This is a genomic window from Actinopolymorpha cephalotaxi, from assembly GCF_013408535.1.
In the GTDB taxonomy this organism is placed as follows: domain Bacteria; phylum Actinomycetota; class Actinomycetes; order Propionibacteriales; family Actinopolymorphaceae; genus Actinopolymorpha; species Actinopolymorpha cephalotaxi.
In genome coordinates this window covers 5559780-5577679 of the sequence record NZ_JACBZA010000001.1, presented here as the reverse complement: position 1 = coordinate 5577679, position 17900 = coordinate 5559780, and the positions used below count along the sequence as shown (strand labels likewise).

At 70.4% G+C, this 17900-nt stretch carries 16 protein-coding genes; 9 read left to right on the top strand and 7 right to left on the bottom strand.

The genetic code is table 11. The annotated features are described in order from the left end of the window. The first annotated feature begins 69 nt into the window (after positions 1 to 69). Positions 70 to 1473: an integrin alpha gene (locus FHR37_RS24780; RefSeq protein WP_092885666.1), complete on the top strand. Its 1404-nt coding sequence runs from the start codon at positions 70 to 72 to the stop codon at positions 1471 to 1473. A 46-nt stretch (positions 1474 to 1519) separates the two neighbouring features. Here FHR37_RS24780 and FHR37_RS24775 read toward each other — a convergent pair whose 3' ends face one another. Beyond that, entirely contained in the window at positions 1520 to 3355 is a 1836-nt protein-coding gene (locus FHR37_RS24775; protein WP_202818227.1) for a chloride channel protein, read from the bottom strand. Positions 3356 to 3398: 43 nt separating this feature from the next. Here FHR37_RS24775 and FHR37_RS24770 point away from each other — a divergent pair, with 43 nt between their 5' ends. Both FHR37_RS24770 and FHR37_RS24765 read left to right on the top strand, forming a co-directional pair. Then, complete coding sequence (locus FHR37_RS24770) at positions 3399 to 3794, top strand: MarR family winged helix-turn-helix transcriptional regulator (protein ID WP_202818226.1); 396 nt, start codon at positions 3399 to 3401, stop codon at positions 3792 to 3794. Positions 3795 to 3904: 110 nt separating this feature from the next. Continuing rightward, a complete protein-coding gene (locus FHR37_RS24765) occupies positions 3905 to 4459 on the top strand; it encodes a dihydrofolate reductase family protein (protein ID WP_092885659.1) in 555 nt (184 codons plus the stop codon). On the opposite strand, the gene FHR37_RS24760 is transcribed toward FHR37_RS24765, so the two are convergent. The 3 genes from FHR37_RS24760 to FHR37_RS24750 all read right to left on the bottom strand — a co-directional run bounded on the left by FHR37_RS24760 (position 4444) and on the right by FHR37_RS24750 (position 7002). Next, entirely contained in the window at positions 4444 to 5463 is a 1020-nt protein-coding gene (locus FHR37_RS24760) for a hypothetical protein (RefSeq protein ID WP_092885657.1), read from the bottom strand. The genes FHR37_RS24765 and FHR37_RS24760 overlap by 16 nt on opposite strands. A 208-nt stretch (positions 5464 to 5671) precedes the next feature. Then, positions 5672 to 6313 carry a dihydrofolate reductase family protein gene (locus FHR37_RS24755; protein WP_092885655.1) on the bottom strand — a complete coding sequence of 214 codons (642 nt, stop codon included), beginning with the start codon at positions 6311 to 6313 and terminating at the stop codon, positions 5672 to 5674. Next, on the bottom strand, positions 6310 to 7002 hold the full coding sequence (locus FHR37_RS24750) for a DUF899 domain-containing protein (protein WP_092885653.1): 693 nt from the start codon (positions 7000 to 7002) through the stop codon (positions 6310 to 6312). Before FHR37_RS24750 ends, FHR37_RS24755 begins: the two co-directional genes overlap by 4 nt. A gap of 339 nt (positions 7003 to 7341) precedes the next feature. On the opposite strand from FHR37_RS24750, the gene FHR37_RS24745 reads away from it, so the two are divergent. Then, positions 7342 to 9102 carry an SWIM zinc finger family protein gene (locus FHR37_RS24745; protein WP_175542647.1) on the top strand — a complete coding sequence of 587 codons (1761 nt, stop codon included), beginning with the start codon at positions 7342 to 7344 and terminating at the stop codon, positions 9100 to 9102. Positions 9103 to 9515: 413 nt separating this feature from the next. Here the strand turns inward: FHR37_RS24745 and FHR37_RS24735 are convergent, their stop codons facing one another. Beyond that, positions 9516 to 10415 carry a helix-turn-helix transcriptional regulator gene (locus FHR37_RS24735; protein WP_092885649.1) on the bottom strand — a complete coding sequence of 300 codons (900 nt, stop codon included), beginning with the start codon at positions 10413 to 10415 and terminating at the stop codon, positions 9516 to 9518. Positions 10416 to 10600: 185 nt separating this feature from the next. Between FHR37_RS24735 and FHR37_RS24730 the strand changes: the two genes are divergently transcribed. The 5 genes from FHR37_RS24730 (at position 10601) to FHR37_RS24710 (ending at position 16234) form a co-directional block, all read left to right on the top strand. After that, positions 10601 to 11623, top strand: coding sequence for a zinc-dependent alcohol dehydrogenase family protein (locus tag FHR37_RS24730; RefSeq protein ID WP_092885647.1), 1023 nt, complete (start codon positions 10601 to 10603; stop codon positions 11621 to 11623). Next, positions 11620 to 12831, top strand: coding sequence for a multidrug effflux MFS transporter (locus FHR37_RS24725; protein ID WP_092885645.1), 1212 nt, complete (start codon positions 11620 to 11622; stop codon positions 12829 to 12831). The genes FHR37_RS24730 and FHR37_RS24725 overlap by 4 nt, the downstream gene beginning before the upstream one ends. 65 nt (positions 12832 to 12896) lie before the next feature. Next, entirely contained in the window at positions 12897 to 13865 is a 969-nt protein-coding gene (locus FHR37_RS31045; protein ID WP_092885643.1) for an endonuclease/exonuclease/phosphatase family protein, read from the top strand. A 621-nt stretch (positions 13866 to 14486) separates the two neighbouring features. Further along, the gene (locus FHR37_RS24715; RefSeq protein ID WP_237768946.1) at positions 14487 to 15302 is read left to right on the top strand and encodes a TetR/AcrR family transcriptional regulator; all 816 of its coding nucleotides are present in this window, start codon (positions 14487 to 14489) and stop codon (positions 15300 to 15302) included. A gap of 116 nt (positions 15303 to 15418) precedes the next feature. Further along, positions 15419 to 16234: a phytanoyl-CoA dioxygenase family protein gene (locus tag FHR37_RS24710; RefSeq protein WP_092885639.1), complete on the top strand. Its 816-nt coding sequence runs from the start codon at positions 15419 to 15421 to the stop codon at positions 16232 to 16234. A gap of 27 nt (positions 16235 to 16261) precedes the next feature. Here FHR37_RS24710 and FHR37_RS24705 read toward each other — a convergent pair whose 3' ends face one another. Together FHR37_RS24705 and FHR37_RS24700 are read right to left on the bottom strand one after the other, a co-directional pair. Next, positions 16262 to 16750, bottom strand: a complete 489-nt coding sequence (locus FHR37_RS24705; RefSeq protein ID WP_092885637.1) for a vitamin K epoxide reductase family protein — start codon at positions 16748 to 16750, stop codon at positions 16262 to 16264. Continuing rightward, complete coding sequence (locus tag FHR37_RS24700; protein ID WP_175542646.1) at positions 16737 to 17642, bottom strand: DUF929 family protein; 906 nt, start codon at positions 17640 to 17642, stop codon at positions 16737 to 16739. The genes FHR37_RS24705 and FHR37_RS24700 overlap by 14 nt, the downstream gene beginning before the upstream one ends. Positions 17643 to 17900 lie beyond the last annotated feature (258 nt).

Here is a 17900-nt window from a genome sequence, read left to right as displayed (position 1 = left end):
CGCAGCAGCCACCGCCCGCCGCTCACCTCGGTTCCGTGGAAGGCGGACGACTACCCGAGGAGTCCATGTATGCGAACGATCCCGGTCGTCGCTCTCACCGCCGCGCTCACTGCCGGTCTCACAGGCGTCGCGACCGCCGCTCCGGCGCTCGCCGCCCCGACGACCCCGCCGATCACCGCGATCGGCATTCCCGGTGAGGATCTGGGCACACAGCCGGATGCCGGCGCGGTCGAGGTGCGGTACGCCGACGGCCGCCACCAGATCCTGTACCCCTCCGGCTACCACGCCGGCGACCGTTTCGGTACGGCCGTCACCGAGCTCGACGTCGACGGGGACTCCGTCTCCGACCTCGTGGTGGGCGCCCCCGGTCGCGACGTCGGCACCGCCGCGGACGCCGGAGCCGTCTACCTGTTCCACGGCTCGTCGACCGGACTGCGCCCGTGGAAGGTCCTGACCCAGGGCAGCGGCGGGGTTCCCGGCCAGGCCCAGGCCGGTGCGGCGTTCGGCTCCGCGCTGTCGTGGTCTGCGGGGTCGAGTTCGGTTCCGCGCAGCCTGACCGTCGGCGCACCCCGCTGGGACGTCGGCGGCGCGGCGGACGCGGGGGCGGTCGCGCTCCTGTCCCTCACCCAGTCTGCCGACCCGACCGTGACCGGCACCCTGCTCACCGAGAACTCACCCGAACTCGGCAGCTCCGCGCAGGCCGGCGACCGGCTCGGCGCCGCGGTCCAGGGGGCAGGAGCGCTGGCCGCACCGGGCCGGACGGTCGACGGTGCGAAGGGAGCCGGCGCCGTCTACGTACGCACCGACCCGCGAGTCGCGGCGTACACCCGAATCAGCCAGAACACTCCTGGCATGCCGGGTACGGCCGAGGCGGGCGACGGCTTCGGCAGTGCGCTCGCCTACGGCGCGCCGAGCGGCCTGTGGATCGGCGTACCCGGTGAGGACGCCGGCAGCCTGACCGACGCCGGCATGGTCAACACGTTCGGCGACACCAACGAGGACGGCGTTCCGGCCGAGCCGGGTCCGGCGTACACGCAGAACTCCACCGGACCCGGCGGACCGGTCGCGGGCACGGCCGAGGCGGGCGACCGGTTCGGCGCGGCCCTCGCGTCCTACCCGCCGAGCGAGCAGTCCGACGCCGACGTGGTGCTCGTCGGGGCGCCGGGGGAGGACCTCGGCACGATCCGCGACGCCGGCATGGTGAACGAGATCTGGGGCGGTGGCAGGTCGCTGACCCAGGCGAGCACGGCCGGGATCGAGGAGGCCGGTGACCGGTTCGGCTCCAGCCTGGTCGCGGGCAACGGAGCCGGCGGGAACTGGACCCCGCGCATCCTGGTCGGTGCGCCGGGCGAGGACGCCGGCGCCGGTGCCGTCGTGGTCGTGAGCAACGGCGCGGCGATCTGGAAACAGGTCACCGGAAGTCCCGAGGCCGGCGACGGGTACGGCACCGCACTGGACGCACGCCTCGGCTGAGCTACCGGCTCCCGCGGGTCCTCGGGGCCCGCGGGAGCCGCCGCGGTCACGAACGTGCGGACGCGCGCTCGGAGATCCGGCCGGGTGACGTACGGCCGATGAGGCGGACCTGGAGGACGCGCTCGCGTTCCCGGGCCTCCTGCTGGTCGCGGACCCGGCCGCCGAGCAACTGCGGCAGCGTCACGATCCCGGCCAGCGTGTCGGCGCCCTGCGGGTCGAACACCGGCAGGGTCGTGACGTCGTGCGCCGCCATCAGTTCGGCCGCGTGCCGGAGGGTCTGGTCTGCGTCGGTGGTGACCGGTGAGCGGACGACCAGCGATCCCACCGGCGTGGCCGGCGACGTGTCCTGCGCGTGGAAGAGCGCGCCGCGGGTGACCACCCCGAGCTGTCCGTCGGGGCCGACCACGGGATAGAGCTGCTGCTTCCAGGCGGCGTACTCGTCGTCGGGGTTGGCGAGCGCCCGGTAAGCCGTACCCGCGTCGAGGTCATGGTCGAACTCCACCAGCCGGGTGGTCATCACCTCGCTGACGAACATGATCTCCAGCGGGTCGACGTCGTACTCGCGACTGAGGTGGTAGCCGCGGCGGGCGATCTTCTCGGTGAGCACCGACCGCTTCAGCAGCAGCACGGAGATGGCGTACGCGGAGGTGGCGGCCACGACCAGGGGCAGCAGGGCGTCGAACCGGTGCGTGAGCTCGAGAGCGAACACCACACCGGTCAGCGGTGAGCGCATGACACCGCCGAGTACGCCGGCGAGGGCGATCAGCGCCCAGAATCCGACACCCACACTGGGGAACACGTGGGCTTCCAGGGCGCCGAGCGCTCCTCCGATCATGAACATCGGCGCCAGTACGCCGCCGGAGGTGCCCGAACCGAGGGACAGGGACCAGATCAGCGTCTTGACGACGAGGATCCCGGCGACCGCGCCGAGCGCGATGTGGCCGGTGAGCTCGGCGTCGATGACGTCGTAGCCCACGCCGAGTGCCCGGGGCTGGATCAGCCCGCCGATGCCGATCACCAGTCCGCCGATGGCGGGCCACCACATCCAGTGGATCGGCAGCCGTCGGAACGCGTCCTCCGACGCGTACACCAGAAGCGTCGCGACCACGGCGAGCAGTGCGGAGACGACCCCGGAGACCACGCACAGCGGGTAGGTGGACCAGGTCAGGTGCAGGGGTGCGGTGTTGAGGAAGATCGCGCCGTGCCCGAGCAGGGCGCCCCGGGCCACCGTGGCCACGGCGACCGAGGCGGTGACCGGCACCAGGCTGCGCGGCCGGAACTCGAAGAGCAGCAGTTCGGCGGCGAGCAGGATCGAGGCGAGCGGGGCGTTGAACGTCGCTGCCATCCCGCCGGCCGCACCGGCGACCAGCAGCGTCTTTCGCTCGTCCGCGGTCAGGTGGAGGAACTGCGCGACGATCGACCCGGCCGCCCCGCCGGTCATGATGATCGGCCCCTCGGCGCCGAACGGGCCACCGGTGCCGATCGCCACGGCGGCGGAGACCGGCTTGAGGAACGCGACCCGGGGCTGGACCTTGCTCCCGCCCATCAGGATCGCCTCGATGGCTTCCGGCATGCCGTGGCCCCGGATCTTCTCCGAGCCGTACCTCGCCATCAGTCCGATCACCAGACCGCCGGCCACCGGGGCGAGCAGCAGCAGCCAGGCCGGATGCGACCCGCTGCCGGGCGCGACCAGCGACGTCGCGAGGCGCTGGTAGAAGACGGCGTTGGTGATCAGTCCGATCAGCCGGAGCAGTGCCCAGGCCAGGCCGGCCGACAGAAGTCCAACGGGCACAGCGATCGCGACGATGGTCAGCATCCGCGCGGTGGCGGTGAAGTCGCCGAGATGGCGGACGTCGCGGATCGGGGATGACGAGGTACTCACGGACGCAAGATATATCGTAGTACGAGGTAATAGACTTGGCCGGGTGCCCACCGACACGCAGTACCGACAGCTGCTGGCGTTCCGTAACCAACTCCGTCGCTTCGACCGATGGAGCCGCGAAGCCGCCGCCGACTACGGACTGACGCACGCGCAGCACCAACTGCTGCTGGCGATCCGCGGGTCGACGACCCCGGGCGGGCCGACGATCGGCGAGATCGCGGACGCTCTGCTGATCAAGGCGCACAGCGCGGGCGAGCTCGTCGACCGGCTCGCGGTCCACGGGATGGTGACGCGCGAACGCGATGCCGACGACCACCGCCGCGTGCACCTGCGGCTCACCGAGGAGGGCGAACGCACGCTCGCCCAGCTCACCAAGGTCCACCTGGCCGAGTTGCGCGAACTCGCCGCGCTGATGCACGGCCTTCCCTCGGACACGTAGACGCCGGCGTCCCCCGGTTCGCCGTCCTGCTCCGCGAGGGCACTGTCGGTGCCATCGGGTAGGAAGGTGCCAGGCTGCTCTGCGCGGACAAGGTGACAAGGAGAACTGACATGGCCAGGCTGATCTACTCCGCACTCGCGTCACTGGACGGGTACGTCGAGGACGCGGACGGCGGGTTCGAGTGGGCCGCTCCCGACGAGGAGGTGCACGCGTACGTCAACGACCTCGAACGCCCGATCGGCACCTACCTCTACGGCCGCAGGATGTACGACACGATGATCTACTGGGAGACCGTGGACACCAGCGGTCAACCGGAGGTTGCGCAGGACTTCACCAAGCTCTGGCGGGCCGCCGACAAGATCGTGTACTCACGCACGCTCGAAACGCCGTCGAGTGCGCGGACCCGGATCGAGCGTGACTTCGACCCCGCGGCGATCCGAGCGCTCAAGGAGTCCTCGGCCCGCGACCTCTCGATCGGCGGCGCCGAGCTCGGGGCCCAGGCGATCGCCGCCGGCCTGGTCGACGAATACCACCTGTTCCTCAACCCGGTGATCGTCGGCGGTGGCAAGCGTGCGCTGCCCGACGGCGTTCACGTCCCGCTCCGGCTTCTGGACGAACATCGCTTCGGTAGTGGAGTCGTACACCTCCACTACGCGCTCGGTTGACCGTCGAGGATCAGCTGGTGGACGCGATGCCGCGGTCCGGTGACGAACAGGCGCAGCCACCCGCCGTACACACCTGTCGCCGGCGCCGACCTCGTCCTGGCGGTGTCCGGTACGAAGGTCCAGTCCGACCAGGTGCCGGTGTCCAGCGAGTACCGCGCCGTACGAACCCGGCCGGCGACACTGCGGACGAAGAGGCGGAGCTCGCCCCCGTAGACGACCGCTGCGGGTGCGGACGTGGTCGCTCTGGCCTTGCCTGGCAGGGATGTCCAGGCCGACCAGGCGTTCGTGCCCAGCGAAAACTGCGTGGTGCGGATCCGGCCGGCGGCGGCGCGGACGAAGAGCTGGATCTCGCCTCCGTAGACGACCGCCACGGGCGCGGAGCTCGCGTTGGCGTTGCCTGGTAGGGATGTCCAGGACGACCACGGGCTCGTGCCCGATGCGTACCGCGTGGTGCGGATCCGGCCCTCGGCCGCGCGGACGAAGAGGTGGATCTCGCCGCCGTAGACCACCGCGGTCGGTGCCGACCTTGCCCCTGCCGAGCCCGGCACGGTGGCCCACCCCGACCATGCGTTCGTCGAGAGCAAGTACCGGTTGACACGAATGGAACCGCCGACGTCCCGGACGAAGAGGTGAATCTCGCCGAGGAAGACGACCGCCACCGGTGCGGACGTGGCGTGGGCCTTGCCCGGCAGGGAGGTCCACGCCGACCAGGAGTCCGAGCCCAGCGAGTAGCGCGTGGTGCGGATCTCCCCGCCGGCGCCGCGGACGAACACGTGCAGATTCCCGCCGTAGACCGTGGTCGCCGGCGCGGAGGATGCCCGGGCCGAACCCGGCACCGGCGTCCAGTGGTCGCCCGGGTGGCCGCCGGACCCGCCGGTCGAAGCCGCGTATGCCGGAGCGCCGCCGACCAGGGTGGCGACCACGCCCGTGACCAGGGCGGCGAAGGCGGCGGCGAACAGGAAGAGCAGGCGTCTGGTGGACCTCGACCGACGGGGCAACTGCATGGCGGGCTCCCTCGTGACCTCCGCGCACGCTGATCGCGTTCGGGTGCCCCATGCTGCGCTCTCCCGGCGGCATTTGTACAGCTCTCGTTCGGTCGGCTCTCTGGTCACCTCCGGACGGGACTGCCAGACCGGCAGCCGGCCCGATGGACGAGCCGACCACCGGGGCCGGGGAGAGCGGCGGGCGTCGCGATGCGTGGGTGACCGCCGGTCAGCGGAGCACGCGGTAGGTCACGTGCGTGACCGAGCTCTTGGCCGGTGGCGCCTCCACCTGCTCCAGCTTCAGCGGCGGGACGCCGTCGAAGATCCGGGTGCCGGCACCGAGCATCGACGGCACGATGTGCAGCCGCAACTCGTCGATCAGGCCGGCGGCGAGGTACTGGTTGAGCGTGGTTGCCCCACCCAGGATCGACACGTCGCCGTCCCCCGCGGCCTCGCGCGCCTGTTTCAGCGCGGATTCGATCCCGTCGGTGACGAAGTGGAACGTCGTACCCCCGTCCATCGGTTGCGGGTCGCGCGGGTGGTGGGTGAGGACGAAGACCGGGACGTGAAACGGCGGGTCGTCGCCCCACCAGCCCTTCCACTCCCGGTCCCACTCGCCGCGTACGGGGCCGAACATGTTGCGGCCTATGACGAACGCGCCGGGCGCGGTCACCTCGCCCCGGGTGCCGGCAGTCTGTGCGTTACCGTCGCCGTCGGCCCGGTCCTCCTCGGGCGTCTCGAACATCCAGGCGTGCAGCTTGCGGCCCCAGCCGTCCCCGCCGTCGTCGCCGAACGGACGCTGCTCGGTCTGGTTCAGCCCGGCCGAGTAGCCGTCGACGGAGATCGAAAGGTCGCCGATCACCTTGCTCATGTGCGATCTGCCTCGCCGTAGGCCGCGGCGATGTCCTGTGAACCGGTCCATCGGCTGTACGTGGGCGCCTGGGGCCAGCCGTCGGGGGAGTCCTGCCACTCCTCCTGCCGGCCGTACGGCAGCAGGTCGATCAACGCGAAGGTGTGACTGAGCTGCTCGGTGCCCCGGCCGTTGGTGTGCCAGGTGCGGTAGACGGTGTCGCCGTCGCGCAAGAACACGTTGACAGCGAACCCGCCACCGGCCGGCGCACCGACGTCCTCACCGAACGTGCTGTTGGCGGTGGAGTACCACGTCATCTGGTTGCCGACCCGCCGCTTGTACGCGAGTGCCTCGTCGATCGGGCCCTGGGTGACGATGACGAAGCGGGCGTCGTAGTTGTCCAGGAACTCCAGCCGGGTGTACTGCGAGGTGAACCCGGTGCAGCCCGGGCACTGCCACTCCTCGCCCGGAAACCACATGTGGTTGTAGACGATCAGCTGCGACTTGCCGTCGAAGACGTCGGCCAGCCGGACCGGCCCGTCCTCGCCCTCGAGGGTGTAGTCGGGCATCTGGACGGCCGGCAGGTGGCGGCGCTGCGCGGCGATCGCGTCGAGCTCCCGGGTCGCTGCCTTCTCCCGGACGCGCAGCTCGTCGAGGTGGCGCTGCCAGGTCTCGGCGTCGACGATCTTCGGTAGTGCGGTGGCTGTCATGGGCTCCCCAACGATCTTCGTTCGTGTCCACGTGGACGTGGCTCCCGGGGTAGACCCGGTCCGCTCCCCGAACTCATCGCCTGCCAGTCAGATTTCTTTGCTGGGTCGGCTCACGTGTTCCGGCCTGCGAGTCCGGCCGGTACCGCCGGTAATGATCGTGCAGATTCCTCGAGCCAGGCCGCACGAAACTTACCCAGCAGGTAAGTTTCGTGTCGTTTCGGCGGTCCGGGGCGGCACTCCGCTGCTCCTTTGAGTAGTCGGTTCGCTACTTTTTGTCGTACCCGGTCTATCGTGCCCGGCGGGCGGGTGGCATGATCGGGCGGCATGGTGGCGATCTCGGTGAGTGAACCGATGGTCAGCGCGGTGGCCGACCCAGGGTCGTTCCAACGCGGACGGGACTACTTCCTGTCCGGCCGGGTTCGGGAGCTGAAGGTCGACGGCGTGGCAGTGTCCGCGATCGTCGACGGTGGTCGCGCCTACCGCGTACGCCTCGACCTGACGCCGACCGGTCTGGAAGGCCGGTGCAACTGCCCGTTCGGCGCCGAGGGATTCTTCTGCAAACACTGCGTCGCGGCGGCGCTGGCATGGCTGGACGGCGAGGACGCTCCCATCGCCACGACCGCAGGCAAGGGCACGGGCGGAGGAAAGAAGCGCACAGTGAAAAGCGCCGGAAAGGCCAAGGCGGGTACGAAGAGCAAGGGCGGGCGCGACCGCCGGCTGCGAAACTTCCTGCTCCGCCAGGACGGGCCGTGGCTGGTCGAGGAGCTGCTGCGGGCCGCGGACAGCGACCCGTTGCTGCGTGCACGGTTGGAGGTCGCTGCCGGCGTCGACGCCGGTGACGCGTTCGACAACCGGCACCTGCGCAGCCGCCTGGAGCAGGCCGTCGACGTCGGCTACTACGTCGACTACCGCGAGGCGGAGGGCTACTTCTGGGGCATCGAAGAAGTGCTGACCGAGGTGGCCAAGCTGATCGGGGAGGGTTTCCCGGACGCCGCGCGGGAGTTGGCGGCGTACGCGCTGGACCTGCTGGAGTCGGCCGCCGGTCTGGTCGACGACTCCGACGGTGGCCTGCGGGTGGCCATCGACCGGGCGGAAGAAATTCATCTCGAGGCGTGCTCGGCGTCCGCCCTGGACCCGGTGTCGCTGGCGGAGTTCCTCGTCGAACGCGCTCTTCGCAGCGAGTACGAAGTATTCATCACCGCTGTGCCCGACTACGTGCCGGTGCTCGGGCCCACCGGGATGGCGAGATACCGCGAGCTCGTCGAGGGCGCCTGGAACGCGTTGCCGCCCAAGCAGGGAAGCGACCACGGCAGTGGCAGGTTCACCGTCACGTACCTGATGGAACGCCTTGCCGAGTGCGAGGGCGGCACCGACGCCCTCGTCGAGGTGCTGTCCCGGGACGTCGCCGGTGCGTACGACATTCTGCGGATCGCCCAGCGGCTACACGAGGACGGGCGGGACGCGGAGGCTCTGGAGTGGGTCGATCGCGGCCTGTCGGACTTCCCGCCCGATCCCCGGTTGCGTCGTCTCGCCGCCGAATGTCACGTACGCACAGGCGACCGGGGCAAGGCCCAAGACCTGCTGTGGGACAACTTCGCCGAGAGCCCCAGCGTGGATGCCTACATCGCCCTGCGCAAGGTGGCGGGAAAGCGGTTCACCCGCTGGCGGGACCGTGCGATGGACGTGTTGCGCGACGAGCCGGCCGCGGGGCAACGCACCGATCTTCCGCCGTTCTCCGACGGCTACGGGCATTCCACGCTGGTGGAGGTGCTGCTGTGGGAAGGCGACATCGAGGGGGCGTGGGAGGCGGCCGTCGCCGGCGGATGCCGGTTCGGCCTGTGGCTCCAGCTGGCCCGTGCCCGCGCCGACGCCCATCCTGGTGACGCGATCGTGGTGTTGCGGGCCGCTGCCGAACTGGAGATCGAGAAGAAGGACCGACGTTCCTACCAGGAGGCGGCGAGCCTGCTGACGGAGGCGCGCACGCTGGCGGAGGGCAGCGGTCACCTGGACGAGTTCGACGCGCACCTGCGTGCGTTGCGTACGACCCACAAGGCCAAGCGTGCTCTGCGTGAGGAACTCGACCTGGCCGGCCTGCCCTGATTCGGAGTCTGCGGCCCGTCCACACTCGGGCAATCGGCGCAGTGTGGAGACCAACGGTGCCCATGACAACCGAAGGTCTTCACGCTTCCTCATGCGAAGCCGGGCCGGGCTGGAAGTGTGAAGACGCACGGTGCCTCTGAGCACCTGGAATCTTCACGCTTCACCAAGTCACCGGACCAGGCCAGGTACCCGACAGGAAACGGACCGCACCACGGTTGTCGAGATTCTTCCGCGGAAGAATCGGGCCCGGCCTCACGTGTGAGCGACGACCTGCTCAGACGGCAGGGGCGGCGGCGTACTCCTCGTCGGTGACCGGGTGAGCCAGTGCACGACGGGGTGGTCCTCGTCCGCCTCGTTGATGGCCACGTGCACCTTGGCGGTGTCGCTGGAGCTTCGGCTGACCTGTATGGGTGCTACTTCGCTTCCTCTACAGGGGTGTGAGTGACCTGGGGGTGGGTGGCTGCCCAGCTCGCGAGCAGCCTGAGCCGGTCCTCGGAGTCGGATCCGGGCTCGGCGGTGTAGATCGTCATGTCGAGCACCTCGTTCTCCGAGGGCGACAGCTGCATGGAGTGGTAGGTGATCTCGACCAGGCCGACGTCGGGGTGCAAGAAGCTCTTGACACCGCTGCGGTGGATGCGCACGTCGTGGGCGGCCCACCGGGAGCGGAAGTCCGCGCTGACGGTGGAGAGTTCACCGACGAGTTCGCGTAGTGCCTTGTCGTACGGATGACGGCCGGCTTCGGAGCGCAGCAGTGCGGCGGTGATGTTGGCGGCGCCGTCCCAGTCCGGGTAGTAGTCGTGGGCCCTGGGATCCAGGAACTGGAAGCGCGCGATGTTGACCTGGCCCCGCTCGCCGGTGGTCTCACTGTCGTACATCGGTGCGCACAGCGCCCGTCCCAGCGGGTTGATGGCGAGGATGTCCATCCGGCCGTTGCGGACGAACGCCGCCGACCCCGTCATCGAGTCGAGCATCCAGTGGAGCTCCGGGCGGACCTGGGCTTTGGTCCGTCGCTGCGTCGCGGTCCGCGACGGCTTGGTGGCACGGGCCAGGTCGAAGAGGTAGACGCGTTCGGCCTCGTCGAGTTGGAGCGCCCGGGCGACGGCGTCCAGGACGTCCTCGGAGACGCCGCCGGCGTGGCCCTTCTCCAGCCGGGTGTACCACTCCGTACTCACGCCTGCGAGGACGGCGACCTCCTCACGTCGCAGGCCGGGCACCCGGCGGCGCCCACCACCGGAGGGCAGCCCGACCTGCTCCGGGGTGAGCCGGGCACGCCGGGTGGCGAGGAAGTCACGGATGTCGGAACGGTTGTCCACGCCCCCACCGTACGACCGGTGCCGTCGGGTTCGCCGCCACCGAAGGGGGTCGAGCTTCTACCCCCACAAACGCGACCTCCCGCGCGGGCGGCGACCGGGCTTTCATGGGAGGTCCGGGGAGAACCTGGCCGCCGGCACCGTCACACCACCCGTGCCGCCGCATCGAACCTGTGAGGAAGTCCGATATGCGAGGAGCAGTTCTGAACGCCCCCGGCGACGTGCGCGTCGTGGACCGGGACCAGCCGAAGATCACCGAGCCGACCGACGCGATCATCCGGCTGTCCGCCGCCTGCGTGTGCGGCTCGGACCTGTGGCCCTACCGCGGGATCGAGGATGTGAACGGTCCCGCTCCGATGGGGCACGAGTACGTCGGCGTCGTCGAGGAGGTCGGTGCGCAGGTCACCACGATCGCGCCGGGACAGTTCGTCGTCGGCTCGTTCTTCGCCAGCGACAACACCTGCGAGAACTGCCGGGCCGGCTACCAGACCTCCTGCGTCAACCGGGTGCCCATGGGTGCGCTCGGTACGCAGGCGGAGTACCTCCGCGTCCCCCTCGCGGACGGCACCCTGGTCGCGACCCCGGGCCGGCCCGACGACGACCTGGTCCCGAGCCTGCTGGCCGCCTCCGACGTACTCGGCACCGGGTGGTTCGGCGCGGTGGCCGCACAGGCGGGCCCCGGCCGGACGGTCGCGGTCGTCGGCGACGGCGCGGTCGGCCTGCTCGGCGTACTCGCCGCCCGGCAGTTGGGCGCGGAGCGGGTCATCGCGATGAGCCGGCACGAGTCCCGCCAGAACCTCGCCCGCGAGTTCGGTGCCACCGACATCGTGGCCGAGCGCGGTGACGAGGGTGTTGCCCGGATCAAGGAGCTGACCGGAGGTCTCGGCGCGCACTCGGTGATCGAGGCGGTGGGTACGCAGGAGTCGATGATGCAGGCGATCCGGGCCACCCGTCCGGGCGGCCACGTCGGGTACGTCGGCGTCTCCCACGACGTCGCGCTGCCCGGCGCGGAACTGTTCTTCTCCCACGTGCACCTGCACGGCGGCCCGGCGCCGGTCCGGCAGTACCTCCCCGACCTGATCGAGCTGATCTGGAGCCGGAAGATCAACTCTGGAAGGGTTTTCGACCTGGAGCTGCCGCTGGAGAAGGCCGCCGAGGCGTACCAGGCGATGGACGAGCGGCGCGCGATCAAGGTGCTGCTCCGCCCATGATGGTCGCCGTTCTGTGCCTGCTGACCGTCTTCGGGCCGATCTCGATGGACCTCTACCTGCCGGTGCTGCCCGCGCTGACCGACGACCTCGGTGCGAGTACGTCGGCCGCGCAGCTCACCGTCACGGCCTGCCTGCTCGGGCTCGCCGCCGGTCAGGTCGTCGCCGGACCGCTCTCGGACCGGTTCGGGCGGCGCCGGCCGCTGCTGGTGGGCGTAACCGCCTACGTCGCCGCCTCGGTGCTGTGCGCGGTGAGCCCGACCATCGAGGCGCTCGTCGCAGCGCGGCTGGTGCAGGGGCTGGCCGGCGCGGTCGGCATCGTCATCGCCCAGGCGGCCGGCCGGGACCTGTACTCCGGCGCCCGGCTGCTGCGGTACTACGGCCGGCTCACCGTCCTCGCCGGGCTGGCGGCCATCGTCGGTCCGGTCATCGGTGGGCAGCTCGCCAAGCTGACCGACTGGCGGGGCGCGTTCGTCTTCCTCGCCGTCGTGGGCGTCGCGATCCTGGGCGTCAGTGCCGGCGTACTTCGGGAGACGCTTCCGCCGCAGCGGCGGCGCACCGGCGGTCTGGCCGACAGCGGCCGGGTCTTCCGCCGGCTGCTGACGGACAAGGTCTTCCTGGGAGCCGTTCTGCTCTCGGGTTTCGTCAACGCCGCGCTGTTCGCCTACCTAAGTGGTGCGACCTTCGTGCTGCAGGGCATCTACGGCCTTTCACCCCAGGGGTACTCCCTCGCGTTCGGCCTCAACTCGCTGGGATTCGCGACCTTCGGGTTTCTTGCCGCGCGTACGTCGGCGCGGTGGTCGGTGCGCGGCACCCTCGCCACCGGCCTGGTGATGGTCGTGGCCGGGGCGAGCGGGGTACTGGTCACGGCCGTCGTCAACCTGCCGTTGGCAGCGATCGTCGTCTCCCTGCTCACCATGGTCAGCGGGGTCGCGGTCACGACACCGCCGGCCACGTCGCTGGCGTTGGAGAATCATCCCGACGTCGCCGGATCGGCCTCCTCGCTGCTCGGCCTGGCCCGCTTCGCGTTCGGCGGCCTCGCCGCGCCGCTGGTCGGTCTCGCCGGCGCCGGATCCGCCGTACCGCTCGGGATCGTCGTCCTGACCGCGGCCCTGCTCAGCCTCACCGGCTACGCCCTGCTGCGCCGATCGACTCCGGTGGCGCGAAAGCAGGAGCCGGAACGCCGGCTGGAGTGCCCGGTGTCCTCGTGACCGGATGAGCAGGTGACAACGACGCGTTGACATCGGCGTACGGCAGGGTCGTTAGGCTGCGGCGGATGGCGGACCATCAGCTGCGCGCAATGACCTGGAACCTCTGGTGGCGGTTCGGGCCGCGATGGCGGGACCGGCAGGCAGGGATCCTCGCCACCATCGAGCGTTTCGCACCGGATGTCGTGGCGTTGCAGGAGGTCTGGGGCGCCGACGGCACGACCCAGGCACACGAACTCGCCAAGACGCTCGGGTTCCACGCGACCTTCGCCGCGCCCTCCTACCCCGCGGCACCCGATCCCGCCCGGCGGCCCGACCATGCCGGGGTGGAGCTGGGGGTGGCGCTGCTGAGCCGTTGGCCGGTCGTACGGCAGGACGTGATCGCGATGCCGGCCCGCCACCGCGCGTGGGATCCGGTGGTCCTCCGGGCGGCGGTCGCCCACCCGGCGGGTCCGTTGCCGATCCTGGTGGCCTGCCTGGAACACGCCACGACCTACAGCGACGACCGGCTGGCGCAGGCCGCCCTGCTCGCGGACCTCGCCACCGACCCCGCGGCGGACGGCCCCTGTCCGTCCCTGGCGATGGGTGATCTGAACGCCGCGCCCGACAGCGCCGTGCTGCGGCCGATGCGCGACGTCCTGACCGACGCCTGGCGGGCCGGCGGCGGCGCCGAGGATGCCGTCACGTTGCCGTCGACGCACCCGTCGGCTCCGCTGGAGGCCGGTCCGGAGCTGGTCGACCAGCGCATCGACCACATCTTCTTCCGTCCCGGCCAGAGGACCAGCTCGTCGACGTCGAGTCCGCGGTCATCGCCGGCGACGCGGTCGGCGGGGTCTTTCCGTCCGATCACCGGGCGGTGGTGTGCGACTTCCGCTGGCGCGACCGCTGATCAGGCCACGGCCGGACGGCGTTCACCCGAGGCGGCAGGGGAAACCGCGCACGGCCGTGACCTGAGCACGGCGATGTTCACCGCGATCAGCCACAGCATGGTGATCGCGCCCAGGCTGGCGGTGGTGCCCCACCCGTTGGCGGCGTAGAAGTTCGCCGGGTCGTTCCCGAAGAAGAGTGAGGGGACGAAGGCGAAGTTGACGACCGCGAGGACGTACGCCGAGCGGCCGGCCCCCCGCGGCAGCACGCCCGTGCGCAGGACGGTGTAGCCGAAGCTGAGCAGGAACAGACCCTCGAGCAGGCGGGCGATCGTGCCGTACAGGATGTACGTCCCGGTGACGGCGATCGTAGGGTCGATCGGCTTGTCGGCCGCGATGACGGCACCGACCTCCAAGCCGGTCGACACGAACAGCACGGTGACCCAGGCGAGGCCCGCCGTGGCGGCGAGGCTGCCCACCCACTCGTAGGCCGTGTCCTTGGTCAGGTGCCGGAAGCCGGTCATGAACACCACCAGCAGGGTCATGCCGAGCAACCCGAAGACCGAACGCATCAGCACGTTCGAGTCCGGCGGCGGACCGGAGTAGACGAAGTAGAGCGGAACCTCGATCAGCGTGAGGATCGCGGCGACGAGGCCGGCGGTGCCGGTGACGCGGCGGACGGCGTTGGCGTCCATGTCGTTTCTCCCTGAGAGGTCGACGAGCTAATTTCTATACGCCTTATAGTATGTGCCACACACTATGGTGGACCGCAAGCAACTTTCGGAGGTTCACGTGACGACGAAGGACGTACCTGCCGAAGCGGCTGCGGACGTGCCTGCCGACCTGCCCGCCGACGTGGCGCGGTTGTGGCGCCTGCCTGCCGGGCACCAGGGCATGACGGGCAGGCGCGGGCGGCCCGCCGAACTCACCGTCGACCGGGTGGTCGGCGCGGCGGTGGCCCTGGCCGAGGATCTCGGCCTCGCCGGCGTCACGTTGCCGAAGGTCGCCGAGGCCCTGCACGTCACCCCGATGTCGCTCTACCGCTACATCGGATCCAAGGACGAGTTGTTCGTCCTGATGGAGGACCTCGGCTGGGGGCCCGCGCCGCGGCTGCGGATCACGCGGGGGCGCTGGCGGTCCGGACTCGAACGCTGGGCGCTCGCGCAGCAGAGGGTGCTACGGGAGCATCCGTGGCTCGCTCACGTGCCGATCGGCGGCCCACCGCGCGGTCCCCATCTCATCGGGTGGATGGACGTGGGCCTGCGGGCGCTCCGCGACACCGGGCTGGACTGGGCGTCCCGGCTGGGCGCCCTCACGGTGGTCAGCGGTTACGTACGCCACTCCGAGCTGATGGCCCAGCAGCTCGCGGCCGGAAGGAAGGCCGCCGGGGTGGACCACCAGGAGCAGGTCGAGCACGCGTACGGGCGCGACCTGGCGCGACTGGTCGACGCCGACCGCTGTCCGGACGCGGCCGCGCTGTTCCGCTCCGGCCTGTTCGAGCCCTCGGGCGGCGAGCCGGCGGCGGACGCGGGGGGTGAGGAGTTCGCGTTCGGGCTGTCCGTCGTTCTCGACGGCATCGCGGCCACGATCGCCCGTACGACGGCATAGCGTCCGCGCGGAGGCCGAAACGGGTCAGCCGGCGGGACGGGAGACTCGCCCCGCCCGATGGCACCGGCGCCTCGACTACGGTGGCCATGACCGCACGAACGACTGGAGGCGTCGTCATGACCGCGACCGTCGGGCACGGACAGGTGCTCGCAGACACCGAGGCGGACTTCTTCTGGGAGCGTGGATACCTACGGGTCCCCCAGGTCTTCACCCCGGAGGAGACCGCCGAGCTGAAGCGGGAGCTGGACCGGCTGATCCTCGAGTGGGCCAACCGCGACTCCGAGTGGACGGGGCCGTGGCGGCAGGCGTACATGGACGAGGAGACCGAGCGCGCCGGGAAGTTCGCCGGGATGCACGACCTGCAGTACTACTCGGCTCCCTGGCTGCGGGCGATCTCCAACCCGAAGCTGGTCGCGGTCCTGTCCAAGCTGCTCGGGCCGGACGTGGAGTTCCACCACACCACGATGCACGTGAAGGTGCCCGAGACCGGGATGCCGTTCCCGATGCACCAGGACCACCCGTTCTACAAGCACGACGACGGCCGGTTCATCGACGTACTCCTGCATCTGGACGACACGAACAGCGGGAACGGCGAGATCCGGTTCCTGGAGGGCTCGCATCAGGGCGGCGCGCTGCAGCACATCACCGAGACCGAGGACGGTCCGTGCTCTCCGCACCTGCCGATGGACGAGTACCGCCTGGCCGACACGGTGCCGGTGCCTGCGAACGCCGGTGATGTCGTCCTGATGACGATCAACACCGTGCACGGGTCCGACATCAACCGGTCGTCGCAGCCGCGGCGGCTGGTGCGGATGGGCTACCGCCACCCGCACAACCGGCAGACCGCCGGGCAGTCCCTCGGGCGGCCGGGCCTGATGGTCGCCGGAAACCGGGAGCGGCGCGAAGGGGACCAGGCCTTCCCGACCGAGTGACCCCGGGAGCGACTGTGGCGGGTCTGGCTAGGGCACTTCCTGGGCCAGGCCCGCCGCGTCCAAACGGCCGATCGACATGACGTCGGCGGCGAGGATCGCCACGAACAGCAGGAACGTCACGACGTGGACGGCGGTGCAGTACAGGCAGACCGCGCCGACGACGAGTAGCTCGACGTAGATCAGGTAGCAGACCATCGCGACGCCGACGACTCCGCCGGCGAGCCGCAGCCGGCGCAGCAGCGCCGATCCGGAACGCCAGGCGACCGGCAGGCAGAGGATCGTCATGCCGATGAAGTACGCCAGGCCCGCGACCGCGACCGGGACGAGCCCTGCCAGCATCGACTGGGGGCTGGTGGTGACCCTGACGCAGTTGACCGTTCCGTTGTCGGGACAGGCCAGCGCGCTCGCGCTGGTGAAGTGGGCGTACGTCAGATAGACCGACAGGCCGAGCCCGGCAAGACAGAACACCAGCGACACCGGTGCCGCCCAGGTCGGCGCAACCCTAGCTTGCGGCATCGAGTTGCCTCTGCAACTGCTTGACGGTGCTCGTCCCACACACGTTGCCGGGCTGGTTGTTGGTCAGCTTGCACAGCGTCGCGGTGATCGTGTTGGCGGAACCGTCGACGGCCTTGGCGACCGGATCGTTCGGATCCTTCAGCGCGGACGCGATCTGTCCCATCGTCTTGCCCTGCAGGACCGACGGGTCGTACTGCGAACCGGACACCAGGTAGCGGCCGCCAAAGTCGACGGTCGGGAACGACAACTGGCCGCCGCCGGTGACCTGGTCGATCTGCTTCTGCTCGGTCGCGGTCAGCTTGTCCAGCGGGGTGTAGCCGTTTCCGCTGCGCTGGTTGGTGGTCAGCTCCTTGCCGACGAAGCTGAGGTAGCGGCTGGAGTAGCTCGCGCCGTGGAAGCTGAACGTCGCGGTGTTGGGGTAGACGTCCTCGGATGCGGAGTGTGTCGTACCGAGGTTCTTGAAGCTGCCGAACCTGCTCAGCGCCACCACCATCGACCAGCGCTCGGCCGCGCAGTAGGGGCAGTACTCCGCCCCGACGTAGAGCACCTTCGGCTTTCCGCCCTCCGTGACCGGCTTCGCCTTCACCGCCTGGGGCCACTGCTTGACGCTGCCCTTGCCGACCGAGGCGAAGGTTTCGGCCGGGACGTTCGCCACCGCCTTCTCCACCGACGGCTGGGGCCCTTTCCCGCCGGCCTGCGGGGTGCTGCCGCCGCCCCTGGTCAGGTAGATCCCGACGATCGCCGCGATCACGACCAGGACCACGGCCACCGCACCGCCCACGATCGCCAGCCGGCGACGCTGCGCCTGGCGGGCCTGCTCCGCGCGGAGCGCCGCCACCTTCGTACGCGTGGACCGCTCCGCGTCCCCGCCCTGCCCCTTCGGCCTCGCCATCGCACGCTCACTTCCGGTCATGGCGTCCTGCGTTCCCCGATGCCTTGGTGGCCACCCGGTCCGGTGACCGGTTGCCACCGAGCACTATCCCATCCCGACCCCGGAGCGGAGCGGACCTCCCGCCTGGCCGCGCCCACTGCCGCGTCGTACGGGTTGATACCAGGCCCGGCGGGAACATATCGCCCATGTCGTACATACGGTCAGGACGCGATCGCCGTCAGGAAGGCCCATCGCCGGCTGACCGAGGCGGCCGGGGCG